Consider the following 13,277-nt stretch of genomic DNA (forward strand, 5'->3'; position numbering starts at 1 on the left):
CGCGCTGCCGTTCGACTTGCATGTGTAAGGCATGCCGCCAGCGTTCAATCTGAGCCAGGATCAAACTCTTCAGTTCAATCTCTGTTTAATGTCCTTGCGGACAGATCGCTCACTCAAAATACTGACAAGCTCATCTTTCGATGCGCCGTGTTTCTTTTTTGTGAACATTTGATAATTTAAGTATTCAACATTGCTTACGCTTTGTTGGCACCTTCATCAAACGCCCACACTTATCGACTGTTAATTGTTAAAGAACTTGTTCTGTACTACCTTCTGCCGTTTGCTACGAAGCGTTGTGTTCGTTGCAGCAGAGACGTGAGATTATGCAGCGTTTCGCGTTTCTCGTCAACCTCTTTTTGTTACTTCGCCTCTTTCGAAACGCCCCTGAACTGCCTGCCAACTACTTGATTTCGCTGGCGTTTCAGCGGGGAGGCGAACTATAGCAAAGCGGCGGCGTTTGCACAAGCCACCACCTCCACATTACTTGGGTTTGTAGGTGATCAGCGGCAAGGCCACGTCCGCATTATTGACGACGTCGTTGCCGCCACCGGACATATCGATAGTTGCCTTCTCGCACCAGCGCACCTGCCCCGCAGGCCCTTGCGCCAGTACGTCGGTCATGGCTTCGTGAATCTTGGCCGCTACCTCATTTTGCAATGCGGTGCGCCTGGCTGGGGCCATGTCGGCCATCGCGCGCCGCTGCTTCTCAATAAAGCTGCTGTTGCGTTGCGTCCAGCCATTGGCTGCGGTAACGAACTTCTTGCTCTGCGCTGTCGCCTTCGAGCACACGGGCTCGAACTTGGCGGCCACTTCCGACATGAGCGACACCACCAGCACCGCATGCTGGAGTTCGGGCGAAGGGATGCCGGCGGCCGAGATGCCGGTACCCGCCCCCTCGGCGCCAGAGCCCTTCGGCGCCGGCCCTATCTTGGGCTGGGGCGGCGGCGGACCTTCCACCGGACGCAGCACGGAGCCCTTCATCACGCTGACCTTGAGCTTCTCGCCATTTTGCGGGCGGTCGGAAAACGTGACTTTCCCATCCGGACCGACGGTCTTGTACATCTGCTGCGCGGATGCGGCGCAGCAGAACAGGGCGGCAGCGATGACAAAAATGGGCTGTAATTTATTCATGTGACAAAAAATGGCGCAACACTCCACGCGAGGGCGATCGATTCATATACTAACGTAGCATTGGGACGGAATGCGTAAACATATTTCTCGTACGCACGATTCTGGACGAGAACACAACAGCTTGGTCCTTCAACTCCAGACAGATGCAAGATTTATGCCTGTTGATGTTACGGAGTAGCAACACCAAGCCGGAGCGCGCCGATGCCAGTCGCGCGCGCAGGTAGAATGTCAGCTTTTGCCGAACCCGCGCCCGCCATGACCATCCTGCTCTCGACCCTGAACGCCCGCTACGCCCACGCATCGCTGGGGCTGCGCTATCTGCTGGCAAACATGGGGCCGCTGCAGCAGCAAACCAGCCTGCTCGAATTCGTGATCGGGGCCAAGACCACCGAAATCGTCGAACGCTTGCTGGCGCAGTCGCCGCGCATCATCGGTTTCGGTATCTATATATGGAACGTCGAGGAAACCACCAGGGTCGTCGCCATGCTCAAGCGCGTCGCGCCCCAGGTCACCATTGTGCTGGGCGGGCCGGAAGTGTCGCACGAACCGGGCGAGCAGGACATCGTGCGCATGGCGGACTACCTGGTGACCGGCTGGGGCGACGTCACCTTCCCCAAGCTGTGCGGCGAGATCCTGCACGGCCCCAAGCCGCTGATGAAGATCCACGCCGGCGTGCAGCCGCCGATGGCCGACATCGCCATGCCCTACTCTTTGTATACAGATAACGACATCGCCAACCGCACGCTGTATGTGGAAGCCTCGCGCGGCTGCCCCTTCAAGTGCGAGTTCTGCCTGTCGGCGCTGGACAAGACCGCCTGGCCCTTCGGCCTGGATACCTTTTTGGGCGAGCTCGAAACGCTGCATGCCCGCGGCGCGCGCCTGTTCAAGTTTGTCGACCGCACCTTCAACCTCAATATCAAGACCAGCCTGAAGATCATGCAGTTCTTCCTCGACAAACTCGAAGCGAACCCGGACGACCCGGTCTACGCCCACTTCGAGCTGGTGCCCGACCACCTGCCGGACGCGCTGAAAGAAGGCATCCGCAAGTTCCCGCCCGGCGCGCTGCAGTTCGAAATCGGCATCCAGAGCTTCAATCCGGCGGTGCAGGCGCTGGTGAGCCGGCGCCAGGACAACGCCAAGGCCGCCGAGAACATCCGCTGGCTGTGCGAGCAGTCGCACGCCCACCTGCACGTCGACCTGATCGCCGGCCTGCCGGGCGAAGACATGGACAGCTTCGCGCGCGGCTTCGACCAACTGGTCGCGCTCAAACCGCACGAGATCCAGTTCGGCATCCTCAAGCGCCTGCGCGGCACGCCGATCATCCGCCATACCGAAGAACACGGCCTGGTGTTCGATCCCTACCCGCCGTACACCATCCTGGCCACCAAACTGATCGACTTCCAGACCATGCAGCGCCTGGTGCGCTTTGCGCGCTACTGGGACCTGGTGGCCAACTCGGGACGCTTCGCGCACACCCTGGTCCATGTGCTGGGCGAGTCCCCGTTCGCCAATTTCATGGCCTTCTCGGACTGGATCTACGCCAAAACCGACGCCACCCACCGCATCGCGCTCGAGCGCCTGGCCAAACTGGTCACCGAATGGCTCGAGACGCGCGGCATGCCCCGTACCAAAGCCGAAGCACTGGTCGGCAGCGATTACGCCGGTCGCGTCGATGCGCCGGCCGAGAAAGCCAGGCCGGTGGCGAGCGTGCCGCAGCGGCAGGCGCGCCACCTGGCGGCATAAGTGGGTGGCGTCAGCGGCGTGCATACAGCGGCGCTGTCGACAAGCGATTCCACGCGCCGCGCCGGCCCGCGCACGAACTCCTATAGCGGTCGCGGCGATTCTCTTTTACACTGGCGCAATGCAGATTGAAAATGCGCCAACTTTAACCCTAAAACCGCCTGATGCAGGCTCGCCCCAATCGGTCGTCGCCAACGGGACCTGGCAGGTCCACGCGCTGGCCCAGTGCGGCGCGATCAAGACCATCAACGCCACCCTGGTCTCGCTCAAGGACAAGCCGGCGCTGGTATGGGACCTGACCCAGATCGTCCGCCTCGACCATATCGGCGCCCAGATGTTCTGGAACGCCTGGGGCAAGAAGCGCCCCGACCAGCTGCAACTGGCCGAAAAACAGGAAGAACTGTTCAAGCGCATCGAAGAAGCGGGCAAGCTGCAACTGCCGCGCACCCGCGAGAGCCGCTTCAACTGGGTGATGACCCTGGGCGCGGGCATGCTCAACTTCTTCGAGCATACGCAAGGCTTCATCCGCCTGATCGGCCAGGTGGTGCAGGATATCGGCCGCTTCATCCGCCATCCGATGACCGGGCCGTGGCGCGAAGTGTCGGCCAATATCTTCCACTCGGGTTTCCAGGCGCTCGGCATCACCGCGCTGGTCGGCTTCTTGATCGGCGTGGTGCTGTCCTACCTGTCGGCCCAGCAGCTGCGCATGTTCGGCGGCGATATGTACCTGGTTAACATCCTCGGCATGAGCGTGATCCGCGAACTGGGGCCGCTGCTGGCCGCCATCCTGGTGGCGGGCCGCTCCGGCTCCTCGATCACCGCGCAGCTCGGGGTGATGCGGGTGACCGAGGAACTCGACGCCATGCTGGTCATGGGCATCTCGCACGGCTACCGCCTGATCATGCCAAAGGTGGTCGCGCTGGCGATCTCGATGCCTCTGCTGGTGGTGTGGACCGACGCCATGGCCCTGATCGGCGGCATGGTCTCGGCCAAGGTCGAACTGAACCTGTCGGCGCGCTACTTCCTGCAAAAGCTGCCGGACGCGGTGCCGCTGTCGAACTACATCATCGGCCTGCTCAAAGGGACCACGTTCGGCATGCTGATCGCGCTGGTATCGTGCCACTTCGGCCTGCGCATCAAACCGAATACCGAAAGCCTCGGGCGCGGCACCACCACCTCGGTCGTGACCGCGATCACGGTGGTGATCCTGGCCGACGCGGTCTTTGCCATTATTTTCAGCGGAGTCGGTTTCTGATGGACGAACAAACAGCGCCTGTCAAACGCCAGCACCTGAACATGCGCCCCGACGAGGAAGTCGGCCCGCCGGTGGTCCAGATCACCAAGCTGTGGACCAGGTTCGGGCGCACCGTGGTGCACCAGGACCTCAATCTCGATATTTACCAGGGCGAGATCTTGTCGATCGTGGGCGGCTCGGGCACCGGCAAGACGGTGCTGCTGCGCCAGATGCTGGGCCTTGAAAGGCCCTCGAAAGGCTGCGTGCGCGTGTTCGGCGAAGACATCAGCGAGGCCGACGCCGACCAGCTGCAGCGCATGCGCAACCACTGGGGCATGCTGTTCCAGCAGGGGGCGCTGTATTCGGCGCTGACCGTGTTCGACAACATCGCCCAACCGCTGCGCGAGCTGCGCGCCCTGCCCGAAGACGTGATTTACGACGCCGTGCTCCTCAAAATGAACATGGTGGGCCTGGGCATCGAGCACGCCAAGAAAATGCCGTCGGACCTGTCGGGCGGCATGATCAAGCGCGCCTCGCTGGCGCGCGCGCTGGCGCTCGAACCGCAACTGCTGTTCCTCGACGAACCCACCGCGGGGCTCGACCCCGACCTGTCGGACGCCTTTGTCGCCCTGATTCAATCGCTGCACCGCGAACTGGGCCTGACCGTGGTCATGGTCACCCACGACCTGGACACCTTGTTCGCGCTGTCGACCCGGATCGCGGTGCTGGCCGAAAAACACGTGATCGCGATCGGACCGACGCGCGATGTGCTGAAAGTGGAGCACCCCTTCATCAAACAATTCTTCCTGGGTGCGCGCGGCCAGCGCGCCCTCGAAGTGCTCGACGAATACGACGCCGAGCACGCACCGGAGCACTAGTATATGGAAAACAGATCACACGCCCTGATGACAGGTATGTTCACGATTGCGCTGCTGGTGGCCACGGTCCTGGCGGGCATCTGGTTCAACCGCGACCGGGTCGAACGCGTGCCCTACCAGATCGCCACCACCCAGTCGATCCCGGGCCTGAACCCGCAGGCGGCGGTGCGCTACCGCGGCCTGGAAGTGGGCAAGGTCGACGACATCAGCTTCGACACCAAAACCGCCGGCCAGATCCTGATCCGCCTGTCGATCGACCCGGAAGCGCCGATCACCCGCACCACGTTTGCCACCCTGGGCTACCAGGGCGTGACCGGGATCGCCTTCATCCAGCTCGATGACGAAAAAACCGGCTCGCCCCTGATGGCCAGCAATGACAAGGCCCTGGCGCGCATTCCGCTGCGTCCCGGCCTGCTCGACCAGCTCGAAAAACGCGGCCTGGTGATCCTCGACAAAGCCGAGGAACTGACCACCCGCCTCGACGCCATGGCCTCGCCCGAAAACCAGAAAGTCATCCTGGACGCCTTTGCCGATGTGAGCAAGGCGGCCAATGCCTACGCCGCGATCCCGGCCAAACTGGAACCGACCCTGGCGCGCCTGCCGCAACTGACCGCCAGGGCCGAGCAGAGTTTCGCCGCGTTCGACACCTTCAGCAATAACGCCAGCACCATGACGCGCAGCTACACCAAGCTGGCCGACGACCTGCAGTCGCCCAACGGGGCCATTGCGCGCCTGAACAGCACCGTGGACCGGGTCGGCGGCTCGCTCGAAGCGGTCACCGCCGATCTCGAAATGCAAACCCTGCCGCACTTCGTGCTCATGACCGACGAAGCGCGCACCTCGCTGCGCGCCGTGCGGCGCACCATGAATTCGCTCAACGACCGTCCGCAAAGCCTGCTGTTCGGCGCCGCGCCGCCGACCCCGGGGCCAGGCGAACCGGGTTTTACCGCACCGACCAAATGAGGACCACCGTGCATCCTATTCCGACCCACACCCCGCCCCCGCGTACCACCGCGCGCCGCCTGCTGCTGGCCGCAAGCGCCGGCGCCGCCCTGCTGCTGGCCGGCTGCGCCAGCGAAAAGCCGGCCCAGAACACCACCTTCGATTTCGGCCCCGCCGCCAGCGCCGCCGCGCCCGCGCGCGCGCCGATGGCCGCCGTGGTGGTGGGCGACGTCACCGGCTCGGCCGCCCTCGACAGCGAACGCATGTTCTACCGCCTGAACTACAGCGACCCGCTGCAGGCGCGCGCCTACGCCAACAGCCGCTGGTCCGCCACGCCGCTGCAGATGGTCACCCAGCGCTTGAAATCGCGCATCGCGCAGTCGGGCGCCAAGGTATTGAGCGTGAGCGACGCCTCCGACGGCGTACCGATCCTGCGCCTGGAAATCGACGACTTCAGCCACCACTTCGACAGCCAGGCCAGCAGCCACGGGCAACTGGTGCTGCGCGCCTCGCTGTTCCAGGGGCATAAACTGGTCGACCAGAAGACCTTCGAGCGCAAGACGCCCGCCACCAGCGCCGATGCCGGCGGTGGCGCGCGCGCGCTGGCCGGCGCCACCGACACGGTCGCCTCCGACGTCATCGCGTGGCTCGCCACGCTGCCGCTCAAAAAAGAATGACCGCGCCGGACGCGCCAGGGCCAGCTCCCACCACAGCGCCGCCCACGGCCGCCGCGCGCGGTTCGCCCGTCTCGCGCGCCGCGCTGCTGGCCTACATGCTGCTGATCGTGTACGCCAGCTGGTTTCCGTTTTCGGGCTGGCGCGGCAGCGGCCTGTCGCCCTTCATCTTCCTGACCCTGTCGATGCCGCAGTACTGGACCGGCTTCGACGTGATGGTCAACATCATCGGCTACATCCCGCTCGGCACCCTGCTGGTGCTGGCCATGTACCCGCGCGTGCGCGGCGTCTGGGCGGTGCTGGCCGCCGCCATGCTCGGGGTGCTGGTGTCGGGCGCGATGGAAGCGGTGCAGACCTACCTGCCCAGCCGCGTGCCATCGAGCCTGGACTTCATCACCAATGCGGCCGGCGCGCTGGTGGGCGCCATCATCGGCGCGCTGGGCGCGCGCTCGTTCCTGGACCAGAGCCGCCTGTACAAGCTGCGCCAGCGCTGGTTCGCCGCCCACGCCAGCCAGGGCCTGGTGCTGCTGGCCCTGTGGCCGCTGGCGCAGGTCTACCCGCTCGGCTACATGTTCGGACACGGCCAGCTGCTGCCGATTTTTTCGGAATGGCTGTCGGCCTGGCTCGATACCGACATCGACCTGGTGACCATGCTGCGTCCCGGCGCCGCCATGAGCGTGGAACAATACTGGCTGTCGGAAACCATCATCACCGCCTGCGGCATGACCGGCGCCGTCCTCACCATGCTGTGCCTGCTGCGGCGCGGCGCCCCGCGCCTGTTCCTGATCGGCGCCATGCTCGGCGCGGCCCTGCTGACCAAGACCCTGGCCAGTTCCCTGCTGTTCAAGCCCGACAATGCGCTGGCCTGGATCACGCCCGGCGCCCAGGGCGGCTTCTTGATCGGCCTGATCATGCTGGCGGGCCTGGCGTTCGCGCCCGAAAAGGCGCAGCGGCGGCTGGCGGTCGTTACCCTTGTGCTCAGCCTGCTGGTGGTGAACACGATCCCGGTCAACCCCTACTTTAGTGCCACCTTGCAAGGTTGGGTCCAGGGTAAGTTTCTGAACTTCAATGGCGCAGCGCAATTCCTGTCCTTGCTATGGCCGTTTTTCGCGATCTGGTTCCTGCTGCTGCCCTCGCATAAACTCAATCGGCGCGAAGAACGCGTATCATTGCGCCAGCCAACACAGAATCGGGAACCACCATGAGCGATACCCCCTACTTCGAACAGCACGTCTTTATCTGCATGAACGTGCGCGAGGATGGACGCCAGTGCTGCGGCAAGCTCGGCGCCGAAATTGCGCAAAAGCACGCCAAGCGCCGCATGAAGGAACTGGGCTTGAACGGGCACGGCAAAGTGCGCATCAACCAGGCCGGCTGCCTCGACCGTTGCGACGAAGGACCGGTGCTGGTGGTCTATCCGCAAGGCACCTGGTACACCTACGTCGACACCAGCGACATCGATGAAATCATCGACTCCCACCTGGTTGGCGGCAAAGTCGTCGACCGCCTCAAAATCTGACCGCTTGGTTCCATGACTACTGCCACACATAATTTGCTGAACAAAAACGCCGAAAAATTCACCCTGGCCGGCGGCGCCGGGCCGATGGAATGCCTGCTCGACCTGCCCCCGGGCGCGCCGCGCGGCATCGCCCTGGTGGCCCATCCGCACCCGCTGTACGGCGGCACCATGGACAACAAGGTGGCCCAGACGCTGGCGCGCACGTTTGTCGCGCTCGGCTACGCGGTGGCGCGCTTTAACTTCCGCGGCGTCGGCGCCTCGGGCGGCGTGCACGATGACGGCGTCGGCGAAACCGACGACATGGCCCTGATGCTGGCGCACATGCAAGCGCAGTATCCGGGCTTGCCGGTGGCGCTGTCGGGTTTTTCGTTCGGCACCTTTGTGCAGGCCCAGTTGCAACAGCGTTTGCTTGCCGAAGGCCGCCCGGCCGAGCGCCTGGTGCTGGTCGGCAGCGCCGCCGGCAAATGGCCGATGCCCGACGTGCCGGCCGATACCATCCTGATCCACGGCGAAGTCGACGACACCATTACATTAACGCAGGTGCTGGACTGGGCGCGACCGCAAGACATTCCGGTCATCGTCATTCCCGGCGCCGACCATTTCTTCCACCGCAAGCTGGCCCACATCAAGACACTGGTGGTCCAACTGTGGCGGCGTGAGGGTGAAACCCCAGTATAGCCACTATAATTGGGCGCCCTTTTTTTGCACCACCTTTTTTGAGTACTGATTCCCATGAGAAAACTTATTGCCGCACTGGCTGCCAGTGTCCTGGCGCTATCGACCGCCGTTGCGCAAACCATGCCGCCGCCGACCGTGGCAGCGCGCTCCTGGCTGCTGCTCGACGCCACCAGCGGGCAGGTCATCGCCTCGCAAGACCCCAACGCCCGCATCGAACCGGCCTCGCTGACCAAGATCATGACGGCCTACCTGACCTTCGCCGCGCTCAAGGAAAAGAAGCTGACCCTGAACCAGATGATCAACGTCTCGGTCAAGGCATGGAAGGTCGATTCGAGCAGTTCCAAGATGTTCATCGACCCGGCCACGCCGGTATCGGTCGACGACCTGCTGCACGGCTTGATGGTGCAGTCCGGTAACGACGCCGCCGTGGCCCTGGCCGAAGCGGTGGCCGGCGACGAAAGCGCGTTCGTGTTCCTGATGAACCGCGAAGCCCAGCGCATGGGCCTGAAAAACACGCGCTTCGCCAACCCGCACGGCTTGCCGCATCCCGACAATTTCTCGACCGCGCACGACCTGTCGGTACTGGCCGCGCGCGTGATCGCCGACTACCCCGAGTACTACAAGATCGACTCGGTGAAAAGCTTCACCTACAACAAGATCACCCAGCCGAACCGCAACCGCCTGTTGTGGCTCGACCCGACGGTCGACGGCATGAAGACCGGCCACACCGAAGCGGCCGGCTTTTGCATGATCGCCTCGGCGCGCCGTCCCAACGGCAGCGGCCAGCGCCGCCTGATTTCGGTGGTGCTCGGCACCAACTCGGACCAGGCCCGTACCCAGGAAAGCCAGAAGCTGCTCAACTGGGGCTTCCAGAACTTCGAGACGGTCAAGCTGTACGCCAAGGGCCAGGCGATCCAGACACCGGAAGTGTGGAAAGGCTCGGCCAATTCGGTCAAGATCGGTTTTAACAGCGACGTGCTGGTGACGGTGCCGAAAGGTGTGGCGGGCAAGATGAAGCCGGTACTCGAGCGCAACGACCCGCTGGTGGCCCCGCTGCCGCTCAACAGCAAAGTCGGCACCCTGAAAATGATGGTCGATGGCAAGCCGGTGCTGGAACTGCCGGTGGTGGCGCTGGAAGAAGTGCCGCAAGCGTCGATCTTCGGCCGCGCCTGGGACTCGATGCGCCTCTGGCTCAAGTAAACAAGCCGTTTTGCAGCACCCTCAAACCGGGGTCTGACCTCTGATTCGAAATATTTCGAATCAGAGGTCAGACCCCGGTTGTTGAATACTCTTAGAAAGAAACCGATGACCGCAGCCCTGCCCGCCGACCTGTTTTGCCCGCGCGTGAACACCCGTCTCCATGGCCCCGCACTCTCGCGCATCGTGGCCGGGATGTGGCGCATGGGCGAATGGGGCATGTCGGCCGAGCAGCGCGTGGCCTTCATCGAGCAGTGCATCGCGCTCGGCGTCACCAGCTTCGACCATGCCGATATCTACGGCAACTACAGCGTCGAAGGCTTGTTCGGCGAAGCGCTGCGCCTGCAACCGTCGCTGCGCGACCGCATCGAGCTGATCAGCAAGTGCGGGATCAAGCTGTTTTCCCCGCAACGCCCCCTACATTCAATCCAGCATTACGACACCAGCGCCGCCCACATCGTGGCCTCGGTCGAGCAATCGCTGCGCCAGTTGCACACCGACCGCCTCGACCTGCTGCTGATCCACCGTCCCGATCCCTTGATGGAGTTCGACGAGATCGCCGCCGCTTTCAACAGCCTGCGCCAGGCCGGCAAGGTCTTGCACTTCGGCGTGTCGAATTTTTCGCGTCACCAGTTCGAGTCGCTCAACCGCCGCATCGAACTGGCCACCAACCAGGTCGAGTTCTCGCCCCTGCACACCACGCCGATGTTCGATGAGACCTTCGACGGCCTGCAAGACCTGGGCGTGGCGCCGATGATCTGGTCGCCGCTGGCCGGTGGGCGCCTGTTCGCCAGCAGCGACGACCATGCCGACCGCCTGCGCCTGGTGATCAAAGGTATCGCCGACGAACTCAATCAACCGTTCGCCAGCGTGGTGTTCGCGTGGATCATGCAGTTGCCGTGCCGCCCCGTGCCGCTGACCGGCAGCGGCCGCATCGAAGCGATCGCGGTGGCCGTGGCCGGCACCCGCTTTACGCTCGGGCGCGACCACTGGTTCACCATCCTGCGCGCCGCGCGCGGCCACGACGTGGCCTAAGCCGCTTCACGCAACGGAGCAGCGCATGCCGCAGATCGTCGAGAGCAGCGCCCTGAGCGCCTTGCAAAAGAAGGAGTTGCTGCACCGTCTGGCGCGCATCGAGGGCCAGTTGCGCGGGGTGCAGAAGTTGATCGCGCAGGCGGCCACGCCGGCCGATTGCGACGCCGTGGCACAGCAGATGGCGGCGGCGCGCAAGGCGCTCGACCGCTCGTTCGTCCAGTTGCTCACCAATACCATGCAGACCCAGAGCGCCAACGCGACCAGCCTGGCCGAAGCGCAAGCGAGCGCCAGCAAGCTGGCCGCCATGCTCGACAAGTTTGCTTAGTTCCCTCTTGCTTAATCCTCGTACACGGCCGGCGCCGGCACGCCGCGCCAGCCCAGTTGCCATGCGATATTGAGCAGCAGGGTAAAGCTGATATACAGCACGAAAAACAGCACGAAGAAGCGCGTTTGCAGCCAGGCCAGCAAGGCCAGCCCGACGCCGATGACGACCCACAGCCCCATGCTTTTCGGCTGCTTGGAACTTGGAAAACGCACCGTCGAGACCATCAGCGTGCCCACGCCCACCATCAGGGCCATGACCAGATAGCCCTGCACGACGGTGGTCAGCGGCGCCGGCCAGGCCACCACGACGGCGGCCACGCAGGCGGCGCCGGCGGTGATCGGCATGCCGACGAAGTAGCGCGGGTCGGTGCGCCCCACATTCACATTGAAACGGGCCAGGCGCAGCGCGCCGCAGGCGACGAACACGAAGCAGGCCAGGCCGCCGGCGCGCAGCAGGGTCGGATGCTCCACGCCCAGTTGCACGAAGCCGTAGCAGTACAGCAGCATGGCCGGGGCGCAGCCGAAGTTCATGACGTCGGCGATCGAGTCGAGCTGCATGCCGAATTCGGACGAGGTATTGGTGGCGCGCGCCACAAAACCGTCGAGCGCGTCGAACACGCCGGCCAGCACCAGCAAAATGGCCGACATGCGGTAATCGGCGGCCAGGCCGACGTGGGCGTTGTCGACCGACATGACGATGCTGCCGAAGCCGCACGCAATCGATAGCAGCGTGACAAAGCTCGGCAGGGCAAACTTGGCGCGCGCGAGGCGCTGCTGGCGGGTGGGTTTCAAGTGGTTTCGCAATCGCATCAGGAATAGTGTTGGTATTTTACAGCGTCATCCTGTCTGCGCCAGATCAATCCCGGGCAAACAAACCTCACCGATTTTCAAATTCCCCTAGAATCAATTTTTAGCGGATTTTCTGCACGGAGAACTCGGGATGAACGGATTTCAACGCTCACACATGGCTGCGGCGCTGTCATGCGCGCTGTTGCTGTCCGCCTGCGGGGGCGATGGCGGGAGCAACAAGGGCACGCCGACCCAGAGCAGCGCCTCGACCGCCCTCGCGCAGATGCCGGGCGCGCCGCCGGCGACCAACGACACCGCCATCGACGGCCTGAACTGGATCAATTTCCGCCGCACCCAGATCGGCATGCCGGCGCTGGCGCGCAACGCCAGTATCGACCGCGCCGCCCAGGGCCATTCCGACTATCAAAAGATCAATGACAAGGTCACCCACGACCAGGCCAGCGGCGCTCCCGGTTTCACCGGCGCGCAACTGAGCGACCGCCTGAGCGGCGCGGGCTATCTGTTCGCGCCGACCGAGCGCGCCTATGGCGAGGTCATCTCGGCGACCTCGAACGCGTCCGGCTTTTACATGGCGGAAGAATTGATCACGGCGATCTATCACCGTTTCGTGATGTTCGAGCCCAAGTTCAAGGAAATCGGCACCGGCGCGGCAGCCAACGCGAGCGGCTATATCTACTTTACCAGCAACTTTGCCGCGAATAATGGCTTCGGCCCAGGCATGGGACGCGGCAATATCGCCACCTGGCCCAGCGATGGCCAGACCGGCATCACGCCGAACTTTTTCAGTAACTATGAAGAACCGGACCCGGTCGAGAACCTGAACGAAGTGGGCTACCCGATCAGCGTGCATGCCGACCTCGACGCCACCCTGACGGTGCAAAGTTTTACCGTGCGCCCGCGTGGCGGGGCGCTGCTCAACGTCAAGCTGCTCAAGCTCGGGGTGGACAGCCACACGCCCAAGTCGGCGGCGGCGATCATTCCGCTGACCGTGCTGGCCGCGCGCACCGTGTACGAGGTGAGTTTTTCGGGCGCCATCGACGACGTGCCCGTCACGAAAACCTGGTCCTTTACCAGCAAATAGAGGGCGTGATCGGCGCGGTTTGCCCGCTCAAGTC

General features: G+C 63.7%; 14 protein-coding genes and 1 rRNA gene. 12 read left to right on the forward strand and 3 right to left on the reverse strand.

What is annotated here, in order from left to right:
• Both F0185_RS05060 and F0185_RS05065 read right to left on the reverse strand, forming a co-directional pair.
• A 16S ribosomal RNA gene (locus F0185_RS05060) occupies positions 1-76 on the reverse strand; the annotation flags it as partial.
• 404 nt (positions 77-480) lie between these two features.
• On the reverse strand, positions 481-1,131 hold the full coding sequence (locus F0185_RS05065; RefSeq protein ID WP_167222211.1) for a DUF4124 domain-containing protein: 651 nt from the start codon (positions 1,129-1,131) through the stop codon (positions 481-483).
• A 255-nt stretch (positions 1,132-1,386) separates the two neighbouring features.
• Here F0185_RS05065 and F0185_RS05070 point away from each other — a divergent pair, with 255 nt between their 5' ends.
• From F0185_RS05070 to F0185_RS05120, 11 genes are all read left to right on the forward strand, one after another.
• The gene (locus tag F0185_RS05070; RefSeq protein WP_167222838.1) at positions 1,387-2,874 is read left to right on the forward strand and encodes a B12-binding domain-containing radical SAM protein; all 1,488 of its coding nucleotides are present in this window, start codon (positions 1,387-1,389) and stop codon (positions 2,872-2,874) included.
• Between the two features lie 118 nt (positions 2,875-2,992).
• Entirely contained in the window at positions 2,993-4,126 is a 1,134-nt protein-coding gene (locus F0185_RS05075) for an MlaE family ABC transporter permease (RefSeq protein ID WP_187362449.1), read from the forward strand.
• 41 nt (positions 4,127-4,167) lie between these two features.
• Entirely contained in the window at positions 4,168-4,983 is an 816-nt protein-coding gene (locus F0185_RS05080) for an ABC transporter ATP-binding protein (protein WP_229476788.1), read from the forward strand.
• 3 nt (positions 4,984-4,986) lie between these two features.
• The gene (locus F0185_RS05085) at positions 4,987-5,946 is read left to right on the forward strand and encodes an MlaD family protein (RefSeq protein WP_167222215.1); all 960 of its coding nucleotides are present in this window, start codon (positions 4,987-4,989) and stop codon (positions 5,944-5,946) included.
• A gap of 8 nt (positions 5,947-5,954) precedes the next feature.
• Positions 5,955-6,602, forward strand: coding sequence for an ABC-type transport auxiliary lipoprotein family protein (locus tag F0185_RS05090; RefSeq protein WP_370663977.1), 648 nt, complete (start codon positions 5,955-5,957; stop codon positions 6,600-6,602).
• The gene (locus F0185_RS05095; RefSeq protein ID WP_167222219.1) at positions 6,599-7,804 is read left to right on the forward strand and encodes a VanZ family protein; all 1,206 of its coding nucleotides are present in this window, start codon (positions 6,599-6,601) and stop codon (positions 7,802-7,804) included. The genes F0185_RS05090 and F0185_RS05095 overlap by 4 nt, the downstream gene beginning before the upstream one ends.
• On the forward strand, positions 7,801-8,118 hold the full coding sequence (locus F0185_RS05100) for a (2Fe-2S) ferredoxin domain-containing protein (protein WP_054265111.1): 318 nt from the start codon (positions 7,801-7,803) through the stop codon (positions 8,116-8,118). The genes F0185_RS05095 and F0185_RS05100 overlap by 4 nt, the downstream gene beginning before the upstream one ends.
• A gap of 12 nt (positions 8,119-8,130) precedes the next feature.
• The gene (locus F0185_RS05105) at positions 8,131-8,796 is read left to right on the forward strand and encodes an alpha/beta hydrolase (RefSeq protein ID WP_370663978.1); all 666 of its coding nucleotides are present in this window, start codon (positions 8,131-8,133) and stop codon (positions 8,794-8,796) included.
• A gap of 54 nt (positions 8,797-8,850) precedes the next feature.
• A complete protein-coding gene (locus F0185_RS05110; RefSeq protein ID WP_167222221.1) occupies positions 8,851-9,996 on the forward strand; it encodes a D-alanyl-D-alanine carboxypeptidase family protein in 1,146 nt (381 codons plus the stop codon).
• Positions 9,997-10,101: 105 nt separating this feature from the next.
• A complete protein-coding gene (locus F0185_RS05115) occupies positions 10,102-11,028 on the forward strand; it encodes an aldo/keto reductase (protein ID WP_167222223.1) in 927 nt (308 codons plus the stop codon).
• Positions 11,029-11,053: 25 nt separating this feature from the next.
• The gene (locus tag F0185_RS05120; RefSeq protein ID WP_166885372.1) at positions 11,054-11,353 is read left to right on the forward strand and encodes a metal-sensitive transcriptional regulator; all 300 of its coding nucleotides are present in this window, start codon (positions 11,054-11,056) and stop codon (positions 11,351-11,353) included.
• Between the two features lie 11 nt (positions 11,354-11,364).
• Here F0185_RS05120 and pssA read toward each other — a convergent pair whose 3' ends face one another.
• A complete protein-coding gene (pssA, locus tag F0185_RS05125; protein WP_229476759.1) occupies positions 11,365-12,144 on the reverse strand; it encodes a CDP-diacylglycerol--serine O-phosphatidyltransferase in 780 nt (259 codons plus the stop codon).
• A 148-nt stretch (positions 12,145-12,292) separates the two neighbouring features.
• On the opposite strand from pssA, the gene F0185_RS05130 reads away from it, so the two are divergent.
• Complete coding sequence (locus F0185_RS05130) at positions 12,293-13,243, forward strand: CAP domain-containing protein (RefSeq protein ID WP_167222227.1); 951 nt, start codon at positions 12,293-12,295, stop codon at positions 13,241-13,243.
• Positions 13,244-13,277 lie beyond the last annotated feature (34 nt).

Origin of the sequence: Massilia rubra (assembly GCF_011682065.1) — a bacterium.
Taxonomy (GTDB): domain Bacteria; phylum Pseudomonadota; class Gammaproteobacteria; order Burkholderiales; family Burkholderiaceae_D; genus Telluria_A; species Telluria_A rubra.